The organism is Pseudooceanicola sp. NS-SX8 (assembly GCF_057380755.1).
Map to the genome: position 1 here is coordinate 4,282,896 of NZ_CM170819.1, position 25,929 is coordinate 4,308,824.

A 25,929-nucleotide genomic window follows, 5' to 3' on the forward strand; every position below is an offset into this window, starting at 1 on the left:
GATCAGACGTCCTGTTCCGGGTGCGCCGCCTTCGCGCGTTGCCCCTGGGCGATCAGGCGCGACAGCGCGGCGATATCGGTCCGAAGCTCCGCCATGGTCTCGTGTCGGCCGGCGCTGATCTCTTCGAGGATGCGCAGCAGCTGCACGTCCATCGACCGCAGGCGCATGCGGCTTTCGGCATCCAGCCCCTCGGCCATGCCCTGTTCCACCAGCTTTTCGATCAGGGTTTCCTGTTGATCGGCCAACCGGGTCATGGCGTCCGCCACCTGGTTGCCGGAGGCGTTCTGCGCCGCCATCCGGTCCGTCAGCCTTTCGATGGTATCGGCCAGCGTCGACAGTTTCGCATCCACCTCGGCCCGCGCCGTGTCGGAACGGGCAAACATCTCCTGCATGCGGGCCATCTGCTCGCCCATGTTGTCCAGCACGGCGACCAGCATGGAATCGTTGGCCCCACCCTCCCCGTCGGACAGGCCGACACGGGTGATCGTCGAAAGCCATTCCTCCAGCTCACGGTAGAACCGGTTCTGGCCATGCCCCGCGAACAGCTCCAACAGGCCGACGACGAGAGACCCCGCCAGACCGATCAGGGAGGAGGCAAAGGCCACCCCCATGCCGCCCAGCTGCGCCTCAAGCCCGGTCATCAGGCGATTGAAGACCGCAGTCCCCCCCTCGCCCTCGCCCGGTGCCAGGGACCGGATGGTGTCGACCACGGCAGGCACCGTCGTCGCCAGGCCATAGAAGGTGCCCAGAAGGCCCAGGAAGATCAGAAGGGAGGTCAGGTAGCGCGTGATTTCCCGCGCCTCGTCGATCCGGGTCGCGACGGATTCAAGGATCGACGTCGCGGAGGAGGACGAAATCTGCATGCGCTTGTCGCGCTGTCCCAGCAGGGTCGCCAACGGGGTCAGCAGGCGCGGCGCGCGCGCGGCGACCTCGCCCTTGTCTCCCGGCTGCTCGTCACGATCGACGGCGGTGAAGCGTTCGATCCACCGCACGGAGGAGATCAGCTGCGCCACCTGCCAGAAGCAGGCCAGGACGCCGATGACGAAGACGATCGCGATGAACCCGTTCAGGTAGGGGTTCGCCTCGAACACGGGAAGCAGCTTGGGCGCAACGAAGATGCAGCCGGCGACGCACAGGCCAAGCACGATCAGCATCAACAGGATCTGGCGAATGGGCTGGGAGAACTGCGGGGCTGCCTCGCCCTCACCGTGAGCCATCAGGACGGTCCCAAAGTTTGTTTTCGTTGGCCCGACCTTAGGATCAATCGCTTTTCAGGAAAAGGACTTATGCGCGCAAATTCCTCACGCGGGCGGCCAGCCAGGTCAATTCTTCGTCGCCCAGCCCCAGCTCTTCCAGGTGTGCGGCGGTATTGAACAGATAGTCGGCATTCGGCCCCATCCCGCCCTGCGCCCGGGCGATGACCTGGGCCTGCTCTTCCAGGGGAAGACCCCCGCAATACTGCCGATGCGCGGGGTCGATCACATAGGCCAGCGCTTCGACCTGGCGGCCATCGACCAGGTCGAGCGGCAGGCGTCGCTCGATGTAAGCCGAAGAAATCAATTCCCTCTCCCGCAGGTAGGCCAGCACGGCCTCCTGCTCCGCCTCGGCCACGCGCAGGGCAAGCCCGGTACAGCCCGCACCCTGCTCCGCGTCGAGCGCAAGCACCAGCCCCGGTTCCTCCTCGCTGCCGCGATGGTGGATCGACGTCATGCAGAAGGATCGGCGGAAGCCCTGCAGATGGGCCACCACCCGTTCTGCCGGCTCAAAGCCGGGGTTCCAAAGCAGCGATCCATAGCCGAAGACCCACATATTGATGACTTCCCCTTTTCCGACCCCATTTATAAACACGACGCCGGAACCGAGGTGAAGGGGGTGCGCCGGAATGAAACGATTGCTCTGGGTGATCATTGCCGCAGCCCTGCTGTGGTCGGGCTACTGGTTCGCCGGGGCCAGCGGCGTTCGGCGCGGCATCGAAGGCTGGATGCAGGACCGCCGCAGCGAAGGCTGGCAGGCGGATTATTCCGATTTCTCGGTCCGGGGCTTCCCCAATCGCTTCGACGCCACCTGGCAGAACCTGGCCCTGGCAGATCCCGACACCGGCTTCGCCGTCGAACTGCCGATGTTCGGCCTCTACGCACTGTCGTGGAAACCTAACCACCTGATCGCCGTCTGGCCGGATCGTTTCGCCTTCCGCACCCCCCTCACCCGCCATGACCTTGCCAGCCAGGATCTGCGCGCCTCGCTGCGCGTCGCGCCCGGGCCACTGCTGGAACTGCGGCGCGCCCAGGTCTCGGGCAACGATCTGGTGCTGCAGGGGGATCTGCCCGGCGGCATGAAGACCCTCAGCCTCGCGATGGCGCAGTCCGAGGAGAGCGACAGCGCCTACCGCCTCGGCCTGCGGGCCGAGGGGATCACCCTGCCCCCGGCGCTGGCCGGCCACCTTGCCGGGGACGGCAGCCTGCCCGACACGATCAGCGGGCTGCAGCTCGATGCGGATGTCACCTTTACCCGCCCCTGGGACCTGCGCGCGATAGAAGACAGCCGGCCACAGCCGCGGGCGATCGAGCTGCACCTCGCCCGGGCCAGCTGGGGCGACCTGATGCTGCAGCTGTCGGCGGACCTGGAACTGGATGACGACGGCATTCCCAGCGGCACCGCCCAGGTCCAGGCGCGCAACTGGCGACAGATGCTGCAGGTGGCCGTCGCCGCGGGGGCACTGGACGCCCGCTCGGCCGAAGCCGCCGAAAAGGCTCTGGATCTGCTGGCCGGATTCAGTGGCAACCCCAACTCCCTGGACCTGTCCCTCACCCTCAAGGGCGGCGTGATCTGGGCCGGCCTCGTACCGCTCGGCCCCGCGCCTGCCCTGCACCTGCGCTGACAGTTCCTAGCGGCAGTAGGCACCGCTGCGATAGCTGGCCGTATCGAAGTGGAAGTGATCGCGGTGCAGCGCATTGGCTTCCGGGCCCAGGACCGTGCCAAAGGGACCGCAGGCGGCATCATGGGCACGGCGCAGGATCCGCCCTTCCCTCCCTCGGCTCCAGTCTTCCAGCACGACGAGGTCCTTGCCATCCACCAACCGGATCGCGGCGATGTCGATGGCCTTGCCCTTGCCGTGTTCGGAAACCTTGGCCCCCTTGCGGTTGTTGCGGGGGCGACAGGCGTAGTGGGCCACGACCCGCAACTCTTTCACCCCGCCGCCATATCCCTTGACCGCGGGACGCAGCCCGGTGTCGATCCAGGTCTTCAGCGCCCGTGCCGTGGTGCAGTCCATGACCGCGTGGGTGGAAAGGGCAACGCCCGACACCGAGCGGATCCGCACCGCGCTGGCCACGCCGCATCCGGGCACGGCCCCTTCGACGCGTCCGATCTCCACCCCCTGGATGGCGATATCGCCACAGACAGCGCCATTTCGGCGGATTGCCTCGGCGGCGCGCGCCTGCTGCACCACGGTCGCGGGGCGTGGCCTGGGGCGTAGCGAACGGGCCACGGCGGTATCCGGGTCCGGGATCCGCCGGGACACACCCAGCGTCTCTGCCCGGTCGGTCCGACGGCTGGCCGACTGCGCCTGAATGGCAACCTCGGTCGCGATGTCGCGCTGAACGAAAAGATCTGCCGGAAGGATGACACCCCTGACGACCTGCCCCCGGGCAACCGGCCGCAGCGAACGTTCGGGGGCCAGATCCGCGGCGGCAACAGGCAGCGTCCCCGGCAGGCAAAGCGCCAGAAGCGCAGTGGCCAGCCGGCGGGCGCGCCTCATTTCCGCGCGGCGCCGCGCCCGAAGTCGGGCGCGTCGGTATCCTGCCCCGCCTCGATGATATTGCGACGGATCGCGCGGGTCCGGGTGAAGTAATCGAACAGCAGGTCGCCGTCATCCCGCCGGATTGCCCGCTGCAGGCGGAACAGCTCTTCGGTGAAGCGCTGCAGGATCGACAGGGTCGCTTCCTTGTTGGAGAGGAAGACGTCGCGCCACATCGTCGGATCCGACGCCGCGATCCGGGTGAAATCCCGGAAGCCCGCGGCGGAATACTTGATGACCTCGCTGTCGGTCACCCGCCGCAGGTCATCGGCCACGCCGACCATCGTGTAGGCAATCAGGTGCGGCGTGTGAGAGGTCACCGCCAGCACAAGGTCATGATGATCCGGGTCCATCTCGTCCACGTTGGCGCCCAGCCCCTCCCAGAAGCTGCGCAGCCCCGCCAGCGCATCGGTATCCGTCCCGGCAACGGGAACAAGCAGACACCAGCGGTTGTCGAAGAGTTCGGCGAAACCGGCGGTCGGGCCGGAATGCTCCGTCCCGGCCAGCGGGTGCGCAGGAATGAAATGGACGCCCTCGGGCACATGCGGCCCGACGCTGGCCACCACCGATCCCTTGACCGAGCCGACGTCAGACAGCACGGCACCCGGCTTCAGGAAAGGTGCGATCTGCTCCGCCACGCCGCCCATGGCCCCCACGGGCACGGCGAGGATGACCAGGTCCGCCCCGGTCACCGCCTCTTCCAGCGTGTCGCAGATCCGGTCACCCAGCCCGATCTCCCGCGCGGTGGCGCGAACCTCGGGCGAAATGTCGTAGCCGCGGATCTCGCCTGCCAGCCCGCCACGTTCCGCCGCGCGGATGATGGAGGAGGCGATGAGGCCGAGGCCGACAAGGGTGACCGTGCCGTAGGTCATTCCACGTCCCCGGCCTTGAACTGGCCGATCGCATGGGCGACCCGGCGGCAGGCCGACTCGTCCCCGATGGTGATCCGCAGGCAGTTCGGCAACTTGTAGCTGCTGACCTGTCGCACGATCAGGCCGCGCGACTTCAGGTAGGCATTGCAGGCTTCCGCCTCTTCGGCGCTTTCGAAGCGGGCGAGGATGAAGTTGGTGTGGCTCGGATCCGACGGCACGCCGTGTTCGGCCAGTGCCCCGGCCAGCCACTCCCGCAGGCGGGCGTTCTCGCTGCGCGAACGGGCCACGTGGGCCTGATCGTTCATTGCCGCCGTCGCCGCCGCCAGCTGCCCGTTGGACAGGTTGAAGGGCTGACGGATGCGGTTCATCACGTCGATGATTTCCTGCGGCGCATAGGCCCAGCCGATCCGCAGGCCGCCCAGACCGTAGATCTTGGAAAAGGTCCGGGTCATGATCACGTTGTCCCGCGCCTCGACCAGGGCAGCGCCGCCGTCGAAGCCCTGCACGTATTCGGCATAGGCCCCGTCCAGCACCAGCAGGGCACCTTCGGGCAGGCTGTCGGCCAGCCGCGCCACCTCGTTGCCGCCGATCATCGTACCGGTCGGGTTATTGGGGTTGGCGATCATGACGATCTTGGTGTTCTCCGTCATCCCCGCGATCAGGGCATCCACGTCGGTCACGCGATTGCGCTCCGTCACCTCGACCGGTGTCGCGCCGACCGCGTTGGCAAGGATGCGGTACATGCCGAAACCATGTTCGGTGAACAGGACCTCGTCGCCCTCGCCCGCATAGGCCTGGCAAACCATCTGCAGGATCTCGTCGGATCCGACGCCGCAGATGATCTTGTCCGGGTCCAGCCCGTGCTGCGCGCCGATCGCCTGGCGCAGCTCTGCGTGATCCGTCGACGGGTAGCGATGCAGTTCGTGAACCGCGCGGGCGTAGGCATCCTTGGCAGCCTCGCCGGCCCCGTAGGGATTCTCGTTGGACGAGAGCTTCACCACGTCACTCACACCCTCGACCTTGGAAGCACCGCCCACGTAGAGCTCGATTTCCATGATCCCGGGTTGCGGTTCAATCTTGTTGTTCATCACATCACCTCTACACAGCGGCCCTTCTAGCTGCGGCGGGAATACATGGGAAGATGAAGTTTGAATGAAAGCTGACGGCGATGCCATCCGTGGCATTATGTCCGCGCGGCACCGGGTTTTCCGCCCCTCGCCCGCGGCGTGAAGAGCCAGGGCAGGCAACATCCGACGCCCCCCGCAGAACGGCGCCCCCATCGCCCAGGCAGGCCTTCCACCGACAGACGCACGGGCCAACGCAGGCCCCGCCGCCACCGTGCAGGAGCTCCGGGCGACGCGACCGCCGCGCCCCGTCGGACCGCGCCGTCTGCACGCACTAACGCCCCAATGACCACACATGCGAAAAGGGCCGCACCTCTCGGTACGGCCCCTTCGTATCGGTCGGCTCTGAACCTTAGTTCTGAGCGTAGTATTCGATCACCAGGTTCGGTTCCATCTGCACCGGGTACGGCACGTCGGACAGGCCCGGGGTACGAACGAAGGTCGCGGTCAGCTTGGAGGTGTCGACTTCCAGGTAGTCGGGAACGTCACGCTCGGGCAGTTGGACGGCTTCCAGGATGGCGGCCATCTGCTTGGACTTCTCGCGAACCTCGATCACATCACCTTCCTTCACGCGGTAGGAGGGGATGTTGACGCGCTTGCCGTTCACCAGGACGTGGCCGTGGTTGACGAACTGACGGGCTGCGAAGACGGTCGGCACGAACTTGGCGCGGTAGACGACGGCGTCCAGGCGGCGCTCCAGCAGGCCGATCAGCAGCTCACCGGTGTCGCCCTTGCGACGTTCGGCTTCACCGAAGATGCGACGGAATTGCTTTTCGGTCAGGTCGCCGTAGTAGCCCTTCAGCTTCTGCTTTGCGCGCAGCTGCAGGCCGAAGTCGGACATCTTGCCCTTGCGGCGCTGGCCGTGCTGGCCGGGGCCGTATTCGCGGCGGTTCACCGGGGACTTCGGACGGCCCCAGATGTTTTCGCCCATGCGGCGGTCGATCTTGTACTTGGCAGACGTGCGTTTGGTCACGGCTGATCTCCTTCGTTAGGGTGCCGCCTTCGGACCATCCGCGGTCCTTGACGGCTGTGAAGGGCGTTGTCCTCTACCCGGACCCGCCCCATCGGACAGGCCACCCGGGTTGACAGGAATCCCCTTGCGGGGCCCACCAACACCAATGAAGCCGCGCTTATAGCGGCTGCCTTGGGGGAGTCAATCAGCTCTGCAGGGCATTTCCCCGAATTCTGCAGGACTTTCGCACCAAAGACGACGCGGGGGTCAGGCGACGCCGCGCTGCAGGATCGCCGCCTCGGGGCGCGACAGGTTGCGACGGGCATAGGCCCCGTAGTGATGCGGATCGTATTCCAGCTCCGGCATGCCATTCAGCAGGCGATCCCGATCGGCCGGGGTCAGGGCCGTCAGCGCCGCATTCGCGGGGTGGAAGCTTTCCGTCTCGACCCCGTTGGCAAAGACGATCTGATGCGCATCCAGCAGCAGGTGAACATAGGTGACCTCGGCCACCGTCAGATCCTGCACGATGGTGCCCCCGTTCACCAGGTCCCGCGCGGTGACCAGCACCTCGTGGGCGTTGAACAGCTCCCTCGCGACAGGGCCGGACACCAGCATCCGGTGCTCCGGCGAGACCAGAAGGCTTTCCTCCGGACGGCGAATGCCGAAAGCACCGGGACGAATGCGGATCGGGCGCAGATGCGGCATGGAATAAAGCCGCGCCCCGGTCATGCGCCGGGCCCCGATCCACTGCACCTGCTGCGGACCGTTGTCCTTGGTCAGAACCCTGTCCCCCTCCCACAGATCCTCGACCGCGCGGGGGCCATGCGGGGTCGAGATCCGTGTCCCATGGGTGAAGCAGATCACGCCACCGGCCGTTTCCTCCGCCCGCTGCGGCACGCCATCGCGTCGCAACGCCTCGTGCACGATCCAGAAATCCCGGCCGGCTTCGGGCATGGCATCCAGGAACATCAGCAAGGGCTGGGCCCTGGGACCGACCTCGATCAGGGTGGCCGCATAGGTCCGGAGGCCATCGGTCAGGACGAACCCGGCTTCGAACAGCGGGTCTTCGATCCCGGCCCGACCGGGCTCCGCCTCGTCCCGGGTTGCGGCGCCGATCAGGCGGCGCACCATCCGGGCGGCACTGCGGCGCATGTTGCCGTCATCCGGCTGCGGCACCAGGCTCAAAAGTTCGACCGGCCCATCGACACGCACCGCTTCGCCGGACCAGGTCCAGGTCGCGCCGACCCTCACACCGTTCAGCGGCCCGGCCACCAGCCCGTCCAGTTCGGTCTGCGACCAGGAAATCACGTAGGTTCCAACATTGCGGTTGCGCATCTAACGTTCCTCCCCAAATCCGTCCGTATCCGAATGCCGCAAAAATTGGGCAATCTTGGGGCATTTCCCGCTTAGGGAGAGCGCGGCAGGCATTTCATTCATTTTTGACCTACCTTCTTGCAACCAAAGCGCCCGACAGGGACGCGGGCCCGGCAACCGTACCGAATCGGTGGCGTATGGCATAGCACCTGCCCCGCCACGCCCGGGCGCTGTTGCGCGAAGGTTTCAGGAAGCCGAAAGCGCTTTTCAGCGCTTCAGCCGTGCCCGGATCCGCACATCCGCGCCCTCCCCTTCGACCTGCCAGACCTTCGCGACGATCCCCGTGCCCGCCGTGGTGCGATAGGCCCCGACCGAAAGCACATCCCCCCTCAGATCCGCGTCCGCGGTGCTGCCATCCGAAAACAGGATCAGGACCGGCCCATCCGCACTTTCTCCTACCCTCAGCGCCCCCTGCCGCCAGCGGCCACGGGCACCCGGGTAGAGATGACTGTGAAAGACCTCCAGCTCCGCCATGTTCAGCCCGGACGACGGGCGACGCAGTCCACTTCGACCAGCGCTCCCACCGCCAGCGCGGTCACACCAACCGTTGTGCGGGCCGGGCGCCGGTCCGCCGGAAAATAGCTTTCGTAGGTGCTGTTGAAGGCAGCGTAGTCCCGCTCGAACTCCGTCAGGAAGCAGCGGCACTGCACCACGTGGGAAAAATCCAGACCCAGTTCCGCCAGGATCAGGGCCAGGTTGTCCATCACCCGGGCCGTCTGCGCCTCGATCCCCTCAGGCAGGGGCGCATCCGGGGCAGCCGGGTCCGTGGGCATTTGTCCCGTCAGCATGACCCAGCCATCGACCTCCACCGCGTGGGAAAAGGGCGCCACCGGGCGGGGCCCGCGATCGAAGAGGTGAAAGAGCGGGTCCATGGGCCGGGTCCTTTTCATGACATTGCAGGGCTGAACTGCCGCCACCCTACGCCCGGCGTTCCCCGGTGCAAGGGCCCCGCTGCAAGGGCCCCGGTGCAAGGGCTGTGCAAGGGCATGTACTGGGACCGGGGCGAGGTCGGAAACGACAGCGAGCCCCCGAACCGGCCCCCAAGTGGCAAGGGGGCCGCTGCACTCCCATGCAGCGGCCCCCGGCCATTATCTGTCACCATGTTCTGCCTTGGTCGGCTCAGATCCGAACGGAGCGGCCGCCGCGCGGGCCTGCCACCAGCCAGATGATGAAGCCCAGCACGGGCAGGATAAGGATCAGCAGGGTCCACAGGATCTTGGCCGCGCCCGATGCGGCAGAGGTCAGCACCTGGTAGATTGCGTAGATATCAGCGATGAGGATGATCAGTCCGAGAATACCGAATTCCATTGGTCAGCTCCGTCATTACGTCCGTTTAAGGTCTGCAGTGGAAACGCCCGAAACGGCCAATTCGTTCCCTCCCGCCTGCCCTTCCACCCAGCCGGGCCCACCCTTCCGCTCAGCCGAGCTTGTGTCCCGTCGCCATCCAGATCCCGATCTTGAGCATCGCGGCCGCCTCCCGCAGGCTGGCCCGGGCCAGCCGCACCCGCCCCAGTTCCTCGGGGTAGTCCGGGCTCGACGACCGCGCCCGCAGGCCCAGGTGGCGGGCGATCACCCGCGCCCGGGGGCCGTGATACAGGTCCGTGACCAGAACCACGTCACGCATCTGCGGATACAGCGCGCAGGCATTGCTGATATTGCTGATCGTGTCGGTGGACCGCTCTTCCAGCAGCAGGGCAGAGGCTGGCACGCCCTCCGCCTCGATCAGCTGCGCCATGACCCGCGCCTCTGAGGGCGGATAGCGCCCCACGCCGCCGCACAGGACGGCCCGGTCGACCTCCCCCCGCAACAGAAGCCCCGCCGCATGCAGCGCGCGCCGCCGCAGCGCGGGCGATGGCTCGCCGCCGGGCCAGACCCCGGCCCCCAGCACCAACGCGGTCTGCAGGGCGGTGCTCACCGGCGCACCTTAGGGGCCGCGCGCAGGCATGGCCCGGCACCGGGCGTCCGCCGCCTCACCGCTTGCGCCGCTTCACGTTGCCGCCACGCTGCCCCGGGCGCCCGGCGGTCGACCGGCCCCGGCTCTTCGTCGCGGCCTCTCCCGCGGCCTCGATCGCCGATTGCCGGGCCATCGGATCGTCGCCCACGGCCAGGTCCACCGCTTCAAGCCGCTTGATCTCGTCGCGCAGCCGCGCGGCTTCCTCGAACTCCAGGTTCTCCGCCGCCTTGCGCATCTCGTCGCGCAGCCCGTCCAGATGCGCCTGCAGGTTGGCCCCCATCAGCGGCTTCTCGACCTTGGCCGTCACGCGGCTCTGATCCGTGTCGCCCTGGTAGAGCCCCGCCAGGATGTCCTCCACGTTCTTCTTGACCGTGGCCGGCGTGATCCCGTGTTCCTCGTTGTAGGCGATCTGCTTCTCGCGCCGCCGCTCGGTCTCCGCCAGGGCACGTTCCATCGACCCGGTGATCCGGTCGGCATACATGATGACCCGACCGTCAGCGTTCCGCGCCGCCCGCCCGATGGTCTGGATCAGCGAGGTCTCGGACCGCAGGAACCCTTCCTTGTCCGCATCCAGGATCGCCACCAGCCCGCATTCGGGAATATCCAGCCCTTCGCGCAGCAGGTTGATGCCGATCAGCACGTCGAAGGCCCCCAACCGCAGGTCGCGCAGGATCTCGATCCGCTCGATCGTGTCGATGTCGGAGTGCATGTAGCGCACCTTGATGCCCTGTTCGTGCAGGTATTCCGTCAGGTCCTCCGCCATCCGCTTGGTCAGGGTCGTCACCAGCGTCCGGTAGCCGTCGGCGGTGACCTTGCGGATCTCGTCCAGCAGGTCGTCGACCTGCATCTCCACCGGCCGGATCTCCACCTGCGGATCCAGAAGACCCGTGGGGCGAATGACCTGCTCGGTGAAGACACCGCCGGTCTGCTCCATCTCCCAGGCGCCGGGCGTCGCGCTGACATAGACGGACTGCGGCCGCATCGCGTCCCACTCCTCGAACTTCAGCGGGCGGTTGTCCATGCAGCTGGGCAGGCGGAACCCGTGTTCGGCCAGGGTGAACTTGCGCCGATAGTCACCCCGGTACATGCCGCCGATCTGCGGCACGGAAACGTGGCTTTCATCGGCAAAGACGATGGCGTCGTCGGGAATGAACTCGAACAGCGTGGGCGGCGGCTCTCCGGGGGCGCGGCCGGTCAGGTAGCGCGAATAGTTCTCGATCCCGTTGCAGACGCCCGTCGCCTCCAGCATCTCCAGGTCGAAGTTCGTCCGCTGCTCCAGCCGCTGCGCTTCCAGCAGCTTGCCTTCGTTCACCAGCTGGTCCAGCCGCTGGCGCAGCTCCTTCTTGATGCCGATGATCGCCTGCTGCATCGTCGGCTTCGGCGTCACGTAGTGGCTGTTGGCGTAGACCCGGATCTGGGTGAACGTGTCGGTCTTTTGCCCCGTCAGCGGATCGAATTCGGTGATCGCTTCCAACTCCTCCCCGAAGAACGACAGCTTCCACGCCCGGTCTTCAAGGTGCGCCGGCCAGATTTCCAGGCTGTCGCCCCGCACCCGGAAACTGCCCCGCTGGAAGGCTTGGTCGTTGCGCCGATACTGCTGCGCCACCAGGTCCGCGATGACCCCGCGCTGATCGTACTGGCCGCCGACCTTCAGATCCTGGGTCATCGCGCCATAGGTCTCGACGCTGCCGATACCGTAGATGCAACTGACCGAAGCGACGATGATCACGTCGTCCCGCTCCAGCAGAGCCCGCGTGGCCGAGTGGCGCATGCGGTCGATCTGCTCGTTGATCTGGCTTTCCTTCTCGATATAGGTGTCCGACCGCGCCACGTAGGCCTCGGGCTGGTAGTAATCGTAGTAGCTGACGAAATACTCGACCGCGTTGTCGGGGAAGAAGCCCTTGAACTCCCCGTACAGCTGGGCCGCCAGCGTCTTGTTGGGCGCCAGGATGATCGCCGGGCGCTGCGTCTGCTCAATCACCTTCGCCATGGTGAAAGTCTTGCCGGTGCCGGTAGCCCCCAGCAGAACCTGGTCGCGATCACCGTCCTGCACACCCTGGCACAGCTCCGCAATCGCCGTGGGCTGGTCCCCGGCGGGTTCAAATGTGGTCTGCATGACCAACCGCTTGCCACCTTCCAGCTTCTCCCGCGACTTCACGTCGGGGGCTGGGGCATGCAGCATCGCGGGCAGCTTGTCGTTATGGGCGTAGGCCATGGGGGCTCCGATCCGGTTTGTTCCAGATTTGTCCTCTTTTTGCGCGGGTTCAACCCCGGCTGCCGCCGTGCTGCTGACAGTTTTCCGCAAGAACCTGCCACGCTTGCGGATCGTCAAGAAATTCCGGATAAGGAAAGAACGATTCAGGAGGTTTCCATGCGCGCACGAATCTATCGCCCGGCCAAGACCGCAATGCAGTCCGGCACCGCGAAGACCCACAATTGGGTACTCGAATATTTCCCCGAGTCGGCCCGCGAAATCGACCCCCTGATGGGCTGGACCTCTTCCAGCGACACCCAGAGCCAGGTGCGCCTTCGCTTCGAAAGCAAGGAAGCCGCGCTGGAGTACGCGAACGAACACGGAATTGATGCCGTCGTGACCGAACCCCAGGAACGCAAGCACAACGTACGTCCCTTTGGTTACGGCGAAAATTTCTCGACCAACCGGCGTGGCGCCTGGACCCACTGATGCCCGCCTGACAGGTTGCCATCGGCAACCTATACATTTGACAGTTGTTTAAACTCTGCTATAGGCAACCCTGTAGCGAGCTGATGAACTTCGTTCCTAGCCCTCACGCCGCATCGGGATGATGTGTAATGCAATCAACATCTTGATTGCGTTTTCCATGTCTTGCGGCTGAAGACTTCGTAGCGAAAAGATATTTCGCAGGATGCTTAAATTGTCACAATTTTTGCGCCTCACGACGCCACCGAACGGTTCAGACGCCAGCACACCACGCTTTAAAGTTGCGAGCTCTGCAGTGCAGCAGATAGGGTAACTAGGGGACGAAAACATCGGGCAATTTCAGGCCCGCGCGAACGGATTGGGGAACATCCGACGATGACTTTGAGAGTATTCGTCTGCAAGGACTGCGGACACAAGATGCGGCTTTCAGGCAGTAACTGTGGGAAGTGCTACGCCCGAAAGGCGCCGTACCAGATGCCGACGCTGTGGTACGCCATTGCCGCGATCGTTGTCATTCTGCTTATCGTAGGGGGGATTTCCGCTCTCGCTTCGGTTGCCTGATCGCAGGCAGCCGACAGGTTGATGCGGGCTTGCCAAGCGCGTCGCTTTCCGGGACAAGGCGACCCATGGCCCCGTAGCTCAACTGGATAGAGCAGCCGACTTCTAATCGGCAGGTTGAGGGTTCGAGTCCTTCCGGGGTCGCCATACCATCCTTCACCTTCACCCTCGGGCACATATGACAGGTCTTCCGGAGGCCGCGCGCCACGCCTGCGCCCCGACTGCTGAAGACCTCATGCCAAGATCGACGAAAGGCCCCCGTCCGGTGCGGATCGGGGGTCTTTCTTTCGTCGTGCCAAGCCGCCCTGCGTGCACCCGGGCTTTTCACACACGGATCTGGCTGACACGGGCCTGTCTCACACGGGCCTGTTTCATCCGGGCCTGACACGGACCGCACCTGGGGACTCACCGGGGGCCGCCCCGGGTCTCAGGCCGCCCGGGCCATGTTGGCCTGGTGGAGGTCGATCGCCTCCTCCACATCGTCGAAGATCATCAGCCGGCCGCGATCCAGCACCGCCCCCATGTCGCAAAGCTCCTTCAACTGCGCCATCGCGTGGCTTACCACGATGGCACCGGAGTGCTGCAGCCGGTCCCGGAAAAGCTCGGAACTGCGCCGGCGGAAGGCCGCATCGCCAACCGCGGTGACCTCATCCACGAGGTAGGTATCGAACCCGAGCCCCATCGACAGGCCAAATGCCAGCCGCGCCCGCATGCCGGAAGAGTAGCTGCTGAACGGCATGCGGATCTGCGGACCCAACTGCGCGAAATCCTGCACGAAATCCAGCAGGGCATCACTGTCCACGCCATAGATCCTGGCCACGAAGCGCACGTTCTGCACCCCCGACAGACGGGGATGGAACCCGCCGGCAAAACCGACCGGCCAGGAAATCGTGCCGGTCGACACGATGCTGCCCGCGCTCGCCTCCTCGGTGCCGGCGATCATCTTCAGCAGGGTCGATTTGCCCGCACCGTTCCGCCCCAGCAGGGCCACCGACCGGCGTGCCGGAAAGGTGGCGCAGATCCCGTCGGCCACCAGCACCTTCTGGCCATGGCGCCGGTATTCCTTGCGCAGGTCCTGCAGCCGGATCATCCCCTACCCCCGGTCCCGCACCGCATAGACCCCAAGCACCGAGATCGACCAGCCAAGCAGCAGGAACAACCCAACGTAAAGCAGCAGAAGCCCCCGTTCCGGGTAGAGAGAGGTCTCGGCCCGAGTCGGCTGGATATGCGCGGCCAGATAACGGCTCTGGCGTCGTGCCTCCGCCAGGGCGGTGTCGAAACGCGCCAGGGCGGCACGGTGGGTCACCTCGGCGAATTCCCGTTCCACGGCCAGTTCCTCGAAGGCGCCGACCAGCGTCGCAAAGGCCTCCTCGTCGCCCTCGGGGGCGCCCAGGCCCAGCCGGCCGCGCTCCACCGCGATCCGCCGCTCGATCATCTCCACCTTCTGGCGCAGGTTCAGGGTCTGGATGTCATTGCGCGATGGCCGCGCCTCCAGCAAGTCCAGCTCCACCTGCGCTTCCACCAGCTGGCCCTGCAGATCGCCCAGAAGGTCCACGCGCGCCTGCAGTTCCACCCCGGGGTCAACGATCTGGTGACGGTTGCGGAACTCCGTCATCGCCCGCCGCGCCGCCTTCAGCCGGTCCAGCGTCAGGTCCACGTCCTCCCGCGCGTAACCGATCGCGTCTTCCCGCGCCGCATCCGAGAGGGAGTTGATCATGGCGGAGCTCTTCTCGCGGATCTGCTCCGCGACCGCCGTGGCATCCTGCGGCGTGAAGGCCATGACGCGCAGTTCGATCAGGCCCGCGCTGCCGTCGTAGTAGATCTTCACCATGCGGTTCCAATGGGTCACCAGGTCCTCGATCGGGGCATCGGGGGCCAGGGCGAAGACCGGATCGCCATCGCGCCATCCGACCCCCGGGCGTGACCAGATCGCGCGCAGGTCCAGATCCGCCTGGATGGCTGTCACCAGGTCCTGGCTCTTGAGGTAGCTGTAAAGGATATCGCTGTCGGACGAATGGCTGCCCGACAGCTCCGACAGGCCGCCCAGCAATTCCAGCGTGGGGGCCTGTTCCTCCGACCGGACGGTAAAGGCGAGGGAGGAGGTATACTGATCCGCCGCCCGCACCCAGAGGTACCACGCCGCCACCGCAAGAGGCGCCAGCACGCAAACTGCGAAGCTGAGCAGCACCATGCGCCGTCGGCGCCGGCCACGTGTCACGGCGGGGCGCGCCGCCCGCACCGAGTCAGGCTTCGGGCCGGGCGCCGTTCCGGGTGGGGCGACCGGCGCCACGGATGCCACACTTGCGGCAGGGGCGGCGGCGCGAATGCTGTTTGCGGTTTGTTCATTCATATGGCCGAGGCTAGGCCCGAAACCGTCAGAAAAGGGTTAACACAGAAGGTGTCAGAGACGAGATTTCACCCGCCTCCGCTGCCCGTTCGCCTGCGGTCGCGCCAGGGAAGCTGGCGCGTCATCCTGGCGCTCATGCTGCGGGAAATGGCGACAAGCCATGGTCGCACCCCGGGCGGCTATCTCTGGGCCGTGGTGGAACCGGTCGCGGGCGTGGCCCTGCTTTCCGCCGTGTTCTCCGTCGCGCTGCACAAACCGGGGCTGGGGGTGATCTTTCCGCTGTTTTACGCCACCGGCATGCTGCCCTTCACCATGTTCGGACACCTGACGGGCAAGCTCGCCCAGTCTATGGAATTCTCCCGCCCGCTCCTGTCCTTCCCGGGCGTGAGCTGGCGCGATGCGCTGGTGGCGCGCTTCCTGCTCAACATGGCGACCCAGCTGATGGTCAGCTACCTTGTCCTGGCCGGGATCCTGTTGTTTTACCGCACCCGGGCCATCCTGGATTTCAGCGCGATAATAGAGGCTTATGCCCTGTGCGGCCTGCTCAGCCTGGGGATCGGCACGCTGAACTGCCTACTGCAGGGGCTCTTTCCCATCTGGATCCACCTCTGGTCGATCCTGATGCGACCGATGTTCATCATCTCCACCATCTTCTTCCTGTTCGAATCGGTGCCGCAGCCGTTCCGCGACTGGCTGTGGTGGAACCCACTGGTTCATGTCATCGCCATCCTGCGGCGCGGGATCTACCCCAGCTACGATGCCAGCTGGGCCTCGCCCGCCTATGTCGCGCTGCTGGGGCTTTCGACCCTGGCGGCGGGGCTGCTCTTCCTGCGTCACCACCACCGCGACATCCTCGGCCGATGATCCGCGCCTAAAAGCGCCGGGCCAGTGCGGCGAAGCCCCCGGGCGGGTCCGGCCAGTCGCCGCACCGCCCCGGATCCGCCGCCCGCGCCCGCGCGCTGCGCTGCATGTCCAGGATCCACTCCTGCCCTTCGCGGAACAGCTCCGCCTCCTCGAATCGCAGCAGGCCCGCCAGCGCCGCCCCCTGCAGGTTCACCTGCGCGGGCAGGTCGATGACCGCGCGGATGCGATTGCGGCACTCCGCCTTGGCGCGGGCCCGCCGGGCCTGCGGCTCCTCCCGGTCCACCGGCAGAAGGGGGTCGCGATCCATGTGCATGGCGGCCTCCTCAGAACCAGCGCCCGATCTTCAGCTTGCCGCTGTCGATCGAAACCGGCGTCCCGGCAAAACTCGCGGGATCGGTGGAAATCGCGCTGCCGCCGTTGGTGCAGATCTGCGTGCCGTCGGCCCAGCGGGTGTATTCGCCGTTGGCATTCGATCCGCTTTCGATCACCGCGCCCGTGGGCACCCCGCCCGACTGCGCCACCGTGCCCACCACGCTGGCCTGGGTGAAGAGCTCCGACCAGCTGCCCCAGCTGCTGCCATCGTGGCTGCGGCTCCAGGTGCGGCCATCCTGGTCGGCGAAGACCTGGCGCGTGCCGCTGCCCGCCGGCAGGGCCAGCAGCGCCGCCCCGGAAGGATCGCCCACCGGGCAATTGGCGCCCGAGGCCGTCAGCGCATAGACCCCGCCCAGCGTGCAGCCATCCGCATCATCGCCCGGCGCCGCCACCGCCGCACCGCCCAGGCCAAAGGCCCCCACGGTCATCAGCCGGCCCGCCGTCGTGTCGCCCGCATCGCCCTGCACCGCCGCACCACTGGCCAGCCCGCTGCCCCCCGCAAAGCTGAGCGCGGTCACCCAGGCACTGCCGTCGGCCGATACCTTGATCGAGAAGTCGTCCTCCCCCGCCAGGCCCATTTCCGCCCGGCCGCTCCAGTTCGACTGGTAGAGAAGGCTCGCCGTATCGCCGGTCGCCGCCTTGTTGATTTTCAGCTGGTGCCCGTTGCCCGCATGGGTCAGCAGGCTTGCCTGGGCGGCCACGGCCAGCCGGTTCACCGCGTCGGAGGCCGTGTTCACCCCCAGCTGCGACACTTCCAGCGGCAGGCCGGACTCATCCTGCCAGGATCCGCTCCGCCAGGTCAGCAACCGGTCCTCGTCCACGACCCAGGCGCGCCAGCCGGGCTGCGGCGCCAGGAAGATCCAGGCCGTACCGTCGAAGGTCGCAAGCGCCCCCGCCTGCCCGGCCCAGTCGCCGGTCGCACCGGCGGCAACGATGTAGCGATCGCCCTCTGCCGGGCTCCCCGGAGGAGAGGTCAGATCCCGGTCCGCGACCGCCAGCTGCACCAGCGCGTCAAGGATCAGCAACGCCTCGTTGTGGGTCACGTGTTTCTGCGCCTGCGAGGGCTGCATGTAGGGCAGGGAAAGGCTGGCAGAGGTGTCCGGCATGGTCTGGCTCCTGTCAAAAGGCCCGTCAAAAGGCTCCTCCAGACGCTATGCCTTCCGCCGTTAACCAGCCTTCACCCCACCGTACGCTGCCCCCCGCCCTCCCCCACAGGACCTATCCAGCAGGCCCTATCCCGCAGGCCCTATCCCACCGGCCCTAACCGACAAGGCTGCGCAGGTAGCGGCCGTAGGCGTTCTTGCCGAAGAGTTCGGCCCGCGCCAGCAGGGCCGCATCGTCGATCCATCCCGCCGCATGGGCGATCTCGTCCGGCGATCCGATCTGCTGGCCCTGACGTTCCGACAGGGTGCGCACGAAGTTCCCCGCATCCAGCAGGGACCCATGCGTCCCGGTGTCCAGCCAGGCATAGCCGCGCCCCATCTGCTGCACCGTCAGCAGGCCCTCGGCCAGGTAGCTTTCCAGCACCGACACGATTTCCAGTTCCCCCCGGGCAGAGGGCGTCACCGCCCGCGCCCGCGCCGGCGCCGTCCCGTCCAGGAAGTAGAGCCCCGTCACCGCGTAGCGCGACGGCGCCACCTCCGGTTTCTCGACGATGGCGCGCACCGTGCCGTCGGCGGCGAAATCCACAACCCCGTAACGTTCCGGATCGGACACCTGGTAGCCAAAGACACAGCCCCCCGCGCCGCGCGCATCCGCCTCCGCCATCAGCTCCGGCAGGCCGTGACCGAAAAACAGGTTGTCGCCCAGCACCATGGCCGAAGGCGCCCCGTCCAGGAAGTCTTCCGCCAGCAGGTAGGCCTGGGCCAGGCCGTCCGGGCTGGGCTGTTCCAGCCAGCAGAACTCCAGCCCCCACTGGCTGCCGTCGCCCAAGAGGCGGCGGAACTGCGGCTGATCCTCCGGCGTGGTGATGATCGCGATCTCCCGGATGCCGGCCAGCATCAGCACCGACAGCGGGTAGTAGATCATCGGCTTGTCGTAGATCGGCACCAGCTGCTTGGAAATCGCCATGGTGATCGGGTAAAGCCGCGTGCCCGACCCGCCCGCCAGGATGATCCCCTTGCGGCCCGTCCAGGCAGTCGTACCGGCAGTCGTCCCGCCATCCTGCTCGCCTGCCTTCCGTTCGCTCATGCCATCGCCCCCAGTTCTTCCAGCACCGCATCCAGCCCGGCGCGCCAATCCGGCCGCGCGATCCCGAACTCTGCCTGCAACCGCTGGCAATCCAGCCGCGAATTGCGCGGCCGCGCGGCGGGGGTCGGCCAGGCTTCGGTGCCGATCTCCGTCACCGCCACCTCGCGCCCGGCGCGGGCAAAGATCTCCCGCGCGAACCCGGCCCAGCTGACATCGGGCGCCCCCGCGTAGTGAAAGAGGCCCCCCGGCGCGCCGGCGCGCATCTGGCGGGTCATCTCCAGCAGCGTGTCGGCGATCGCGGCGGCGGGCGTCGGCCCGCCCAGCTGGTCGCCCACGACGGACAGCGCATCGCGGCTTTCCGACAGCCGCAGCATGGTCTTCACGAAATTCGCCCCGTGGGCGGAAAACACCCAGGAGGTGCGCAGCACCGCCCAGTGCCCGCCGATGGCGGCGATCATCCCCTCCCCGGCCAGCTTGGTGGCGCCGTAGGTGTTGCACGGCGCCGTGCGGTCCCCCTCGGTCCAGGGGCGGTCGCCGCTGCCGTCGAAGACATAGTCGGTCGAAACCTGCAGGAAGGGGATCCGCAGGGCGGCACAGGCCAGCGCCATTTCCCGCGGCGCCGCGGCGTTCAGGCGATGCGCCAGGGCGGCATCGCTTTCGGCCTTGTCCACGGCGGTATAGGCGGCGGCGTTGATCACCGCGGCGGGATGCATCTGCGCGATCGCCGCCCCCGCAAGGCCCGGCTTGGCCAGGTCGATCTCTGCCCGGCCAAGGCAGGTGACATCGCCCCGCCGCGCCAGCTCCGTGGCCAGCTGGCCGCTCCGCCCGAAGACAAGGACCGACCCGATTCCGCCCGCATTCCCGCTGATGGTCCCGTTCATGCCAGGCCCAGGCGCTGACCGACGCCTGTCCTTTCCTGCAGGGCCTGCCACCAGTCGGGGTTTTCCAGGTACCAGTCCACCGTCTTCATCAGCCCCTCCATCAGGGTCACCCGCGGTTCCCAGCCCAGTTCGTCGCGCAGCCGGGTCGCGTCGATGGCATAGCGGCGGTCGTGGCCCGGGCGGTCGGTGACGAAGGTGATCAGATCCTCGTGCGGCCCATGGGCCGGGCGGCGGCTGTCCAGGATCCGGCAGATCTGGCGCACCAGGTCGATATTGCGCGCCTCGGCATTGCCGCCCACGTTGTAGCTCCGCCCCACGGCGCCCCGGGTCACGATCTCCAGCAGCGCCTCCGCGTGATCCTCGACGTAAAGCCAGTCGCGCACATTGGCCCCGTCGCCGTAGACCGGGATCGGCCGGCCCGCCAGCGCGTTCAGGATCACCACCGGAATCAGCTTCTCGGGGAAATGGAAGGGCCCGTAATTGTTGGAACAATTCGACAGGACCACCGGCAGGCCATAGGTCTCGTGCCAGGCCCGCACCAGGTGATCGGACGCGGCCTTGGACGCCGAGTAGGGCGAGTTCGGCGCATAGGGCGTCTCTTCGGTGAACTTCTGCGCCGGATCGTCGGGCAGCGTGCCGAAGACCTCGTCGGTGGAAATGTGGTGGAACCGGAACGCCTCCGGCCGGCCCTGCCCTTCCCAGTAGGCCCGCGCGGCCTGCAGCAGGGTGCAGGTGCCCATCACGTTGGTATCCACGAAGGTGCCCGGTCCATCGATCGACCGGTCCACGTGGCTTTCGGCGGCCAGGTGCATCACCGCATCGGGCGCATGGTCGCGGAACACCCGCGCCAGCGCCGCACCATCGCGGATGTCGGCCTTCTCGAACCGGTAGAGAGGGCTTTCCTCCACGCTCGCCAGGTTCTCCAGGCAGGCGGCATAGGTCAGCGCGTCGAGGTTCACCACCTCATGCCCGTGCGCCACCGCCAGCCGTACCACGGCCGACCCGATGAATCCGGCCCCGCCGGTGATCAGAAGCTTCATGCCGCGCCCTCCCATTCAAAGGGGCTCTCGGCCCCGGCCAGCAGCGGCGCCGCCGCATCCTTGTCCGACAGCACCGGGTCTGAAACGCCCCAGTCGATGCCCAGGTCCGGGTCGTCCCACCGCACCGCGCCCTCGGTCTCCGCCGCGTAGAAATCCGTGCACTTGTAGCAGATCTCGGTCTCCGCCTCGCGGGTGACGAAACCATGCAGGAACCCCGGCGGGATCCACAGCTGCCGCCCGTTCTCGAAGCTCAGCTCGACGCCGACCCACTGTCCGAAGCGCGGCGATCCGCGCCGGAAATCCACCGCCACATCCCAAAGCCGCCCGCGCCCGCAGCGCACCAGCTTGCCCTGGGCATGGGGCGGCGCCTGGTAATGCAGGCCGCGCACCGTGCCCGCCTGGGCCGAAAAGGAATGGTTGTCCTGCACGAAATCCAGGTCCAGCCCCGCCTGCGACATGCGGGCCGCGTTCCAGGTCTCGCTGAAAAAGCCCCGTGCATCGCCAAAGCGGCGGGGGGTCAGGATCAGGACCTCCGGAAGGTCGGTCTGTGTCACGTCCATTCTGGTCACGTCCCTCTTGGTCGCTTGCGCGCCGTTCCCTGCCCGACCGTGGACAGCACCCGCTGCCGGATTTCCCCGGTCACGCAGGCCCTCCCCGTTGCACCAGGCTTCCCCGTCAAGCCCGACTGCCCAGCCCGACTGCCTTGCCCGACTGACCTGTTAGGCCAATCCCCTCTGCGGCACCATGGCCCGGAAACAGCTCCGGTGATACTCCCCGAAGCGTTGATTTTTCCTTGTGAAAGATCAAGTGAAGCTCTTCGGCGTCAGGCCCCTTTTGGCGACTGCCGCCGGGTCGCGCGTGTCCTATCGGCAACAGGCCCGAAGGGAGTTGGCCGCGCGCCGGAACGTGAACGACCCTGTCAGAGTTTGGTAAGTTCAATCGGACACAGGTTTTTCGTGATTCTCCGGAGGTACCCCATGACGACCCGCCGCAGCTTCCTCGCCGGCGCCCTTGCGGCCCCGGCCCTCGTTTCCCTTTCGGGACCCGCCTTCGCGGTGCAGGGGCCGCCGATCCTCGCCCCGCGAGAGGTCAGCATTTCCTCCGATTACCAGCCCGGAAGCATCGTCATCCTGCCGCGTGCCTATTTCCTCTACCACGTCACCGCGCCCGGCCGCGCCATGCGCTACGGCATCGCCGTCGCCCGCCCCGGGCTGGGCTTCACCGGCAACGCGGTCATCGCGCGCAAGGTCGAATGGCCCTCCTGGCGTCCCACGCCAGAGATGATCAAGCGCGATCCCGCGATCTACGGCAAGTTCGCCGGCAACAGCGACCGCATGCCGGGCGGGCCGAACAACCCGCTGGGCGCCCGCGCGCTCTACCTCTACCAGGACGGCCGCGACACGGCGATCCGGATCCACGGCACCACCGATCCCAACTCGATCGGGCGCAACGCCTCCTCCGGCTGCTTCCGCATGCGCAATGAAAACGTCATCGCGCTCTACGACCAGGTGCCCGTGGGCACCCCGGTCACGGTGCTCTGACCCGTCCCATGCGCGCGCTCCACGTCACGCCAGGTGCCCTCCGGCGCCTGGTGGCCCTCGTCCTGCTGCCGCTGCTCGCCGCCTGTTCGGCCCTGCCCGGCCCGGACCAGGCAGGCGCCTTTCCCCTGGTCGAGGATGGCCATGCCCGCCCCGGGGTGAAACGCGCCATCGTGCTGATCCCCGGCGCCTTCGCCTCGGTCAACATCTTCGCCCCCGTGCTGGACTGGAAGGTCCCCGACAGCACCGTCGTGGCCTATCGCTTCCCCGGGCTGGACGGGCTGCCGCTGGACCACCGCGTCTCCATCGACGGCTCGGCGCAGGTCATCGCCGACTACATCAACGACCTCGCCCCCGAGGAAGTCTACCTGCTCGGCTATTCCACCGGCGGCCCCATCGCGATCGAAACGGCGGAACGGCTGAACACCTCCGATGTCTCCATCGCCCTGATCTCCACCGCGGGGCCCTTCCCCTCGGCAGAGCTTTCCTCGATCCGTTCCGGGGTGGAGGTGCTGCGCGCCATGACCCGCGCCGGCAGCGCCGATCCGAAGGACGCCTGGGCCGAGAACTACCGCACCCTGCTCTACGGCGATGCGGGCCTTGCCGACCCGTCCAAGGCCGCCGACAGCGCCGCCCGCGCCGCCGCCCAGCACGACAGCATGTCGACGCCCTCGATCCGGCGCACCATGGCCCATACCGCCTCGCTCATGTACTGGACGCTGGATCGCCCCGGCGCTCTTGCCGATGCCCATATCGGCGTCTTCCACGGGACGGAGGACACGGTCTTTCCCGTCGATCCCACCCTGCGCTTCGTGCGGCGCCTTCCGGCGGACCGGATTAGCCTCTATGAAGGCCAGGGCCACCTGCTTTTCGTGACATCCAGGCGGCTCTTCGACGATATTCATGCCTTCTTCTTTGACGAGCCCTGATTTGACCGCGCCCCTTTCCGCCGCCCCCGCGGCCCATTCCGCCCCCGCCCATTCCACCCCCGCCGATACTGCTCATGCCGGGGCACGGACGCATTTCGATGTCATCGTCCTGGGGGCCGGGCCGGCCGGGGCTGCCGCCGCCTTCACCGCCCGCGCCCGTGGCCTCTCCGTCGCGCTGATCGACAAGGCCACCTTCCCCCGGCAAAAGCTCTGCGGTGGGGGCTTCACCGGGCGCAGCTACGCCTATTTCGAAGAGATCTACGGCGAACCCGTCCCGGACCGGCTGATCGAAACCCACGGCGCGGTGGATCTCTACTGCGACGGGCAATCGCTCGGCCAGCTCTCCGACATCCCCCCGGTCCACCTCGCCATGCGCTGGGACCTCGATGCGGAAATGACGCGCCGCGCCCTGGCCGCCGGGGCGGCCGACTTCACCGGCCACCGGGTGACGGCCCTGGACACGCAAACCCCCGCCCTCACCCTCGACAACGCGCAGCGCCTGACCGCCGGGGTGCTGATCGGCGCGGACGGGGTGAACTCCCAGGTGGCCCGCGCCCTCTTCGGGCAGGCCTATGACCGCGACCAGATCGGCTTCGGCCTGGAGGTGGAGGCAGAGCCCGACGCCGACAATGAAACCCAGCCCCTGCGCATCGACTTCGGCGCGGCGGAATGGGGCTATGGCTGGCATTTCCCGAAGAAGGCCAGCTCCACCATCGGGATCGGCGGCGTGCTGTCGCGCAACGCCGACATGAAGGCCTCCATGGCCGCCTACCTGGCGCTTCTGGGGCGTGACCCGGGCCTGCCCTGCAAGGGGCACCACCTGCCCTTCGGCGAAGTGCGCAAAAGGCCCGGACGTGGCGCAGTTCTGCTGGCCGGCGATGCGGCGGGGCTGGTCGATCCGATCACCGGCGAAGGCATTGCCTATGCGATGAAAAGCGGCCAGCAGGCCGCCCTTGCCGCCGCCGATGCGATCGCCACGCGCAGCCCGGCCCGGGCGCTCGACCTCTACCGCGGCCGGATCGCGCCCGTGCACCGTGCCATGCGCCAGGCCCGCGCGATTCGCGTCCTGCTCTTCTCCGACACCTTCCGCCCCGCCTTCATCGCCGCCTTCCGCAAGTCGGGCAGCCTGCGCCACCTCTACATGCGCCTGCTGGGCGGAGAGGTCGAATACGGCGACATGGCCCGCGCCACCCTGCGCCGCCTGCCATCCTTCCTTGCAGCGACCCTGCGCAGCCGCCTGCCCGGCGGCAAATCTGCGCGTACCGGTGATCAAACCAGTTGATCCGGGGCGGAATTCTGCCAAGATCAATCCGCAACGGTACAGCAAGCGACCGGCTGGCCCCTCCGGCTCACCCCCGGCGGACCTACCTCGAAAAGCCGCAAACCGCGCCCGGTCTGCCCGCCATGGGCCGGCCGCGCCGGAATGTCCGACAAAGGATATGTGACGCCATGATGAGCGGAACGGTGAAGTGGTACAACGAGACCAAGGGCTATGGTTTCATCGCCCCCGAAGGCGGCATGAAAGATATCTTCGTGCATATCAACGCCCTGGCCCAGTCCGGCCTGCCGGGCCTCTCCGACAACCAGCGTGTGCGGTTCGAACTGAAGGAAGGCCGTGACGGCCGCATGTCGGCCATCAACCTGACGCTGGAATGACGTGACGCGGGCCCCTGGCCCGCTCCATGCTCCCCCAAATACTCCCCTGACGGGCCCGGGTTACTGCGCCGCCTGCGCCAGCAACGCCTCCACCTCCGGGCCCAGCGCCTCCACGATCCGCGTGACCCCTTCCGCATTGGGATGGATCCCGTCGGCCTGCAGCCATTTCGCCGCCCCCGCCAGGTCGGGCGCCGAAGGATCGCCCAACACCGGCGCCATCAGGCTGGGCAGCAGCAACGCCCCCCGCGCCTCCGCCAGCTCCGGATAGATCGCATCGAACTGCGCCTTGTAGTCGGCGCCGAAATTCCCCGGCGCCTGCATCCCCACCAGCAGCACCGGCAGGCCCCGCGCCTGCACCTGTTCCAGGATCCCGTCGAGGTTCGCGCGCGTGTCCGCCGGGTCGATCCCCCGCAACAGGTCATTGCCGCCCAGCGCCACCATCACCGCATCGACCTCCGGCGTCAGCGACCAGGCGACCCGGCTCAGCCCGCCCGCGCTGGTATCGCCCGACACGCCGCCGTTGATCACCCGGACCTCGTGCCCGTGATCGCCCAGCCAGCCCTCCAGCTGCGGCACCAGCCCGTCGCCCTGCTCCAGCCCGTAGCCCTGGGTCAGGCTGTCGCCCAGCGCCAGCAGCACCTGGTCTTCGGCCTGTACCGGCGCCGCGGCCCCCAGCAGCATGAGAAATGCAGCCAATGCGCCGTATCTCCGGCCCCGCTGCCCCTTGCTCCCGGCGCCCGCGCGCCCATATCGAAACCTGCGCCCCCTCCGCAAAAGACCTGCAAGACCGGAAAGCCTGCCA

At 67.2% G+C, this 25,929-nt stretch carries 28 protein-coding genes and 1 tRNA gene; 8 read left to right on the forward strand and 21 right to left on the reverse strand.

Going from position 1 to position 25,929, the window contains the following annotated elements; translation table 11 throughout:
* Positions 1-2: 2 nt before the first annotated feature.
* Both AC2IR1_RS19585 and AC2IR1_RS19590 read right to left on the reverse strand, forming a co-directional pair.
* Complete coding sequence (locus tag AC2IR1_RS19585; protein WP_486473658.1) at positions 3-1,217, reverse strand: biopolymer transporter ExbB; 1,215 nt, start codon at positions 1,215-1,217, stop codon at positions 3-5.
* A gap of 67 nt (positions 1,218-1,284) precedes the next feature.
* Positions 1,285-1,809 (reverse strand): gamma-glutamylcyclotransferase, encoded by a 525-nt coding sequence (locus AC2IR1_RS19590; RefSeq protein WP_486476439.1) that lies wholly within the window; start codon positions 1,807-1,809, stop codon positions 1,285-1,287.
* A 73-nt stretch (positions 1,810-1,882) separates the two neighbouring features.
* On the opposite strand from AC2IR1_RS19590, the gene AC2IR1_RS19595 reads away from it, so the two are divergent.
* Positions 1,883-2,878, forward strand: a complete 996-nt coding sequence (locus tag AC2IR1_RS19595) for a DUF2125 domain-containing protein (protein ID WP_486473659.1) — start codon at positions 1,883-1,885, stop codon at positions 2,876-2,878.
* 6 nt (positions 2,879-2,884) lie between these two features.
* On the opposite strand, the gene AC2IR1_RS19600 is transcribed toward AC2IR1_RS19595, so the two are convergent.
* The 10 genes from AC2IR1_RS19600 to uvrB form a co-directional block, all read right to left on the reverse strand.
* Entirely contained in the window at positions 2,885-3,757 is an 873-nt protein-coding gene (locus AC2IR1_RS19600) for an extensin-like domain-containing protein (RefSeq protein WP_486473660.1), read from the reverse strand.
* The gene (locus AC2IR1_RS19605) at positions 3,754-4,668 is read right to left on the reverse strand and encodes a prephenate/arogenate dehydrogenase family protein (protein ID WP_486473661.1); all 915 of its coding nucleotides are present in this window, start codon (positions 4,666-4,668) and stop codon (positions 3,754-3,756) included. The genes AC2IR1_RS19600 and AC2IR1_RS19605 overlap by 4 nt, the downstream gene beginning before the upstream one ends.
* Complete coding sequence (gene hisC, locus AC2IR1_RS19610) at positions 4,665-5,756, reverse strand: histidinol-phosphate transaminase (protein WP_486473662.1); 1,092 nt, start codon at positions 5,754-5,756, stop codon at positions 4,665-4,667. Before hisC ends, AC2IR1_RS19605 begins: the two co-directional genes overlap by 4 nt.
* A gap of 388 nt (positions 5,757-6,144) precedes the next feature.
* Positions 6,145-6,765 carry a 30S ribosomal protein S4 gene (gene rpsD / locus AC2IR1_RS19615; protein WP_486473663.1) on the reverse strand — a complete coding sequence of 207 codons (621 nt, stop codon included), beginning with the start codon at positions 6,763-6,765 and terminating at the stop codon, positions 6,145-6,147.
* A gap of 246 nt (positions 6,766-7,011) precedes the next feature.
* Entirely contained in the window at positions 7,012-8,079 is a 1,068-nt protein-coding gene (locus AC2IR1_RS19620) for a Hint domain-containing protein (RefSeq protein WP_486473664.1), read from the reverse strand.
* A 246-nt stretch (positions 8,080-8,325) separates the two neighbouring features.
* On the reverse strand, positions 8,326-8,592 hold the full coding sequence (locus AC2IR1_RS19625) for a hypothetical protein (RefSeq protein ID WP_486473665.1): 267 nt from the start codon (positions 8,590-8,592) through the stop codon (positions 8,326-8,328).
* A gap of 2 nt (positions 8,593-8,594) precedes the next feature.
* On the reverse strand, positions 8,595-8,990 hold the full coding sequence (locus AC2IR1_RS19630; RefSeq protein WP_486473666.1) for a RidA family protein: 396 nt from the start codon (positions 8,988-8,990) through the stop codon (positions 8,595-8,597).
* 247 nt (positions 8,991-9,237) lie between these two features.
* Complete coding sequence (locus AC2IR1_RS19635) at positions 9,238-9,426, reverse strand: PLDc N-terminal domain-containing protein (RefSeq protein ID WP_486473667.1); 189 nt, start codon at positions 9,424-9,426, stop codon at positions 9,238-9,240.
* Positions 9,427-9,535: 109 nt separating this feature from the next.
* On the reverse strand, positions 9,536-10,033 hold the full coding sequence (locus tag AC2IR1_RS19640; protein WP_486473668.1) for a YdcF family protein: 498 nt from the start codon (positions 10,031-10,033) through the stop codon (positions 9,536-9,538).
* A gap of 55 nt (positions 10,034-10,088) precedes the next feature.
* Entirely contained in the window at positions 10,089-12,287 is a 2,199-nt protein-coding gene (gene uvrB / locus AC2IR1_RS19645) for an excinuclease ABC subunit UvrB (RefSeq protein ID WP_486473669.1), read from the reverse strand.
* A gap of 156 nt (positions 12,288-12,443) precedes the next feature.
* Here uvrB and AC2IR1_RS19650 point away from each other — a divergent pair, with 156 nt between their 5' ends.
* A complete protein-coding gene (locus tag AC2IR1_RS19650) occupies positions 12,444-12,755 on the forward strand; it encodes an ETC complex I subunit (RefSeq protein WP_486473670.1) in 312 nt (103 codons plus the stop codon).
* A 625-nt stretch (positions 12,756-13,380) separates the two neighbouring features.
* Positions 13,381-13,457: transfer RNA gene (locus AC2IR1_RS19655), tRNA-Arg, on the forward strand.
* Between the two features lie 280 nt (positions 13,458-13,737).
* Here the strand turns inward: AC2IR1_RS19655 and AC2IR1_RS19660 are convergent.
* Together AC2IR1_RS19660 and AC2IR1_RS19665 are read right to left on the reverse strand one after the other, a co-directional pair.
* Positions 13,738-14,400 (reverse strand): ABC transporter ATP-binding protein, encoded by a 663-nt coding sequence (locus tag AC2IR1_RS19660; RefSeq protein WP_486473671.1) that lies wholly within the window; start codon positions 14,398-14,400, stop codon positions 13,738-13,740.
* 3 nt (positions 14,401-14,403) lie between these two features.
* Positions 14,404-15,501 (reverse strand): KpsE/RkpR family capsule polysaccharide export protein, encoded by a 1,098-nt coding sequence (locus AC2IR1_RS19665; protein WP_486473672.1) that lies wholly within the window; start codon positions 15,499-15,501, stop codon positions 14,404-14,406.
* A 207-nt stretch (positions 15,502-15,708) separates the two neighbouring features.
* Here AC2IR1_RS19665 and AC2IR1_RS19670 point away from each other — a divergent pair, with 207 nt between their 5' ends.
* On the forward strand, positions 15,709-16,521 hold the full coding sequence (locus AC2IR1_RS19670; RefSeq protein ID WP_486473673.1) for an ABC transporter permease: 813 nt from the start codon (positions 15,709-15,711) through the stop codon (positions 16,519-16,521).
* A 7-nt stretch (positions 16,522-16,528) separates the two neighbouring features.
* Here the strand turns inward: AC2IR1_RS19670 and AC2IR1_RS19675 are convergent, their stop codons facing one another.
* From AC2IR1_RS19675 to rfbC, 6 genes are all read right to left on the reverse strand, one after another.
* The gene (locus AC2IR1_RS19675; RefSeq protein ID WP_486473674.1) at positions 16,529-16,834 is read right to left on the reverse strand and encodes a hypothetical protein; all 306 of its coding nucleotides are present in this window, start codon (positions 16,832-16,834) and stop codon (positions 16,529-16,531) included.
* Between the two features lie 10 nt (positions 16,835-16,844).
* Positions 16,845-17,999 (reverse strand): DUF2793 domain-containing protein, encoded by a 1,155-nt coding sequence (locus AC2IR1_RS19680; protein WP_486473675.1) that lies wholly within the window; start codon positions 17,997-17,999, stop codon positions 16,845-16,847.
* A gap of 154 nt (positions 18,000-18,153) precedes the next feature.
* Positions 18,154-19,083, reverse strand: a complete 930-nt coding sequence (gene rfbA, locus AC2IR1_RS19685; RefSeq protein ID WP_486473676.1) for a glucose-1-phosphate thymidylyltransferase RfbA — start codon at positions 19,081-19,083, stop codon at positions 18,154-18,156.
* Positions 19,080-19,964, reverse strand: coding sequence for a dTDP-4-dehydrorhamnose reductase (rfbD, locus tag AC2IR1_RS19690; RefSeq protein ID WP_486473677.1), 885 nt, complete (start codon positions 19,962-19,964; stop codon positions 19,080-19,082). Before rfbD ends, rfbA begins: the two co-directional genes overlap by 4 nt.
* Positions 19,961-21,004, reverse strand: a complete 1,044-nt coding sequence (rfbB, locus tag AC2IR1_RS19695; protein WP_486473678.1) for a dTDP-glucose 4,6-dehydratase — start codon at positions 21,002-21,004, stop codon at positions 19,961-19,963. The genes rfbD and rfbB overlap by 4 nt, the downstream gene beginning before the upstream one ends.
* Positions 21,001-21,564 (reverse strand): dTDP-4-dehydrorhamnose 3,5-epimerase, encoded by a 564-nt coding sequence (gene rfbC, locus AC2IR1_RS19700; RefSeq protein WP_486473679.1) that lies wholly within the window; start codon positions 21,562-21,564, stop codon positions 21,001-21,003. The genes rfbB and rfbC overlap by 4 nt, the downstream gene beginning before the upstream one ends.
* A gap of 417 nt (positions 21,565-21,981) precedes the next feature.
* Between rfbC and AC2IR1_RS19705 the strand changes: the two genes are divergently transcribed.
* The 4 genes from AC2IR1_RS19705 (at position 21,982) to AC2IR1_RS19720 (ending at position 25,127) form a co-directional block, all read left to right on the forward strand.
* Positions 21,982-22,545 (forward strand): L,D-transpeptidase, encoded by a 564-nt coding sequence (locus AC2IR1_RS19705; protein ID WP_486473680.1) that lies wholly within the window; start codon positions 21,982-21,984, stop codon positions 22,543-22,545.
* A gap of 8 nt (positions 22,546-22,553) precedes the next feature.
* Positions 22,554-23,471 (forward strand): alpha/beta fold hydrolase, encoded by a 918-nt coding sequence (locus AC2IR1_RS19710; RefSeq protein WP_486473681.1) that lies wholly within the window; start codon positions 22,554-22,556, stop codon positions 23,469-23,471.
* Position 23,472: 1 nt separating this feature from the next.
* Entirely contained in the window at positions 23,473-24,753 is a 1,281-nt protein-coding gene (locus tag AC2IR1_RS19715) for a geranylgeranyl reductase family protein (protein WP_486473682.1), read from the forward strand.
* 167 nt (positions 24,754-24,920) lie between these two features.
* Positions 24,921-25,127: a cold-shock protein gene (locus tag AC2IR1_RS19720; protein ID WP_486473683.1), complete on the forward strand. Its 207-nt coding sequence runs from the start codon at positions 24,921-24,923 to the stop codon at positions 25,125-25,127.
* A 60-nt stretch (positions 25,128-25,187) separates the two neighbouring features.
* Here the strand turns inward: AC2IR1_RS19720 and AC2IR1_RS19725 are convergent, their stop codons facing one another.
* On the reverse strand, positions 25,188-25,808 hold the full coding sequence (locus AC2IR1_RS19725) for an arylesterase (RefSeq protein WP_486476440.1): 621 nt from the start codon (positions 25,806-25,808) through the stop codon (positions 25,188-25,190).
* Between the last annotated feature and the right edge of the window lie 121 nt (positions 25,809-25,929).

What these genes read in the sequence shown, in the direction of transcription:
- rfbA (WP_486473676.1), bottom strand. Translation starts at nt 19,083, where the DNA reads ATGAGCGAACGGAAGGCAGGCGAGCAGGATGGCGGGACGACTGCCGGT.
- hisC (WP_486473662.1), bottom strand. Translation starts at nt 5,756, where the DNA reads ATGAACAACAAGATTGAACCGCAACCCGGGATCATGGAAATCGAGCTC.
- uvrB (WP_486473669.1), bottom strand. Translation starts at nt 12,287, where the DNA reads ATGGCCTACGCCCATAACGACAAGCTGCCCGCGATGCTGCATGCCCCA.
- AC2IR1_RS19725 (WP_486476440.1), bottom strand. Translation starts at nt 25,808, where the DNA reads ATGCTGCTGGGGGCCGCGGCGCCGGTACAGGCCGAAGACCAGGTGCTG.
- AC2IR1_RS19665 (WP_486473672.1), bottom strand. Translation starts at nt 15,501, where the DNA reads ATGGTGCTGCTCAGCTTCGCAGTTTGCGTGCTGGCGCCTCTTGCGGTG.
- AC2IR1_RS19600 (WP_486473660.1), bottom strand. Translation starts at nt 3,757, where the DNA reads ATGAGGCGCGCCCGCCGGCTGGCCACTGCGCTTCTGGCGCTTTGCCTG.
- AC2IR1_RS19595 (WP_486473659.1), top strand. Translation starts at nt 1,883, where the DNA reads ATGAAACGATTGCTCTGGGTGATCATTGCCGCAGCCCTGCTGTGGTCG.
- AC2IR1_RS19605 (WP_486473661.1), bottom strand. Translation starts at nt 4,668, where the DNA reads ATGACCTACGGCACGGTCACCCTTGTCGGCCTCGGCCTCATCGCCTCC.
- AC2IR1_RS19720 (WP_486473683.1), top strand. Translation starts at nt 24,921, where the DNA reads ATGATGAGCGGAACGGTGAAGTGGTACAACGAGACCAAGGGCTATGGT.
- AC2IR1_RS19710 (WP_486473681.1), top strand. Translation starts at nt 22,554, where the DNA reads ATGCGCGCGCTCCACGTCACGCCAGGTGCCCTCCGGCGCCTGGTGGCC.
- AC2IR1_RS19650 (WP_486473670.1), top strand. Translation starts at nt 12,444, where the DNA reads ATGCGCGCACGAATCTATCGCCCGGCCAAGACCGCAATGCAGTCCGGC.
- AC2IR1_RS19630 (WP_486473666.1), bottom strand. Translation starts at nt 8,990, where the DNA reads ATGGACCCGCTCTTTCACCTCTTCGATCGCGGGCCCCGCCCGGTGGCG.
- AC2IR1_RS19590 (WP_486476439.1), bottom strand. Translation starts at nt 1,809, where the DNA reads ATGTGGGTCTTCGGCTATGGATCGCTGCTTTGGAACCCCGGCTTTGAG.
- AC2IR1_RS19675 (WP_486473674.1), bottom strand. Translation starts at nt 16,834, where the DNA reads ATGCACATGGATCGCGACCCCCTTCTGCCGGTGGACCGGGAGGAGCCG.
- AC2IR1_RS19635 (WP_486473667.1), bottom strand. Translation starts at nt 9,426, where the DNA reads ATGGAATTCGGTATTCTCGGACTGATCATCCTCATCGCTGATATCTAC.
- AC2IR1_RS19625 (WP_486473665.1), bottom strand. Translation starts at nt 8,592, where the DNA reads ATGGCGGAGCTGGAGGTCTTTCACAGTCATCTCTACCCGGGTGCCCGT.
- AC2IR1_RS19620 (WP_486473664.1), bottom strand. Translation starts at nt 8,079, where the DNA reads ATGCGCAACCGCAATGTTGGAACCTACGTGATTTCCTGGTCGCAGACC.
- rfbC (WP_486473679.1), bottom strand. Translation starts at nt 21,564, where the DNA reads ATGGACGTGACACAGACCGACCTTCCGGAGGTCCTGATCCTGACCCCC.
- AC2IR1_RS19585 (WP_486473658.1), bottom strand. Translation starts at nt 1,217, where the DNA reads ATGGCTCACGGTGAGGGCGAGGCAGCCCCGCAGTTCTCCCAGCCCATT.
- rfbB (WP_486473678.1), bottom strand. Translation starts at nt 21,004, where the DNA reads ATGAAGCTTCTGATCACCGGCGGGGCCGGATTCATCGGGTCGGCCGTG.
- AC2IR1_RS19705 (WP_486473680.1), top strand. Translation starts at nt 21,982, where the DNA reads ATGACGACCCGCCGCAGCTTCCTCGCCGGCGCCCTTGCGGCCCCGGCC.
- AC2IR1_RS19680 (WP_486473675.1), bottom strand. Translation starts at nt 17,999, where the DNA reads ATGCCGGACACCTCTGCCAGCCTTTCCCTGCCCTACATGCAGCCCTCG.
- AC2IR1_RS19660 (WP_486473671.1), bottom strand. Translation starts at nt 14,400, where the DNA reads ATGATCCGGCTGCAGGACCTGCGCAAGGAATACCGGCGCCATGGCCAG.
- rfbD (WP_486473677.1), bottom strand. Translation starts at nt 19,964, where the DNA reads ATGAACGGGACCATCAGCGGGAATGCGGGCGGAATCGGGTCGGTCCTT.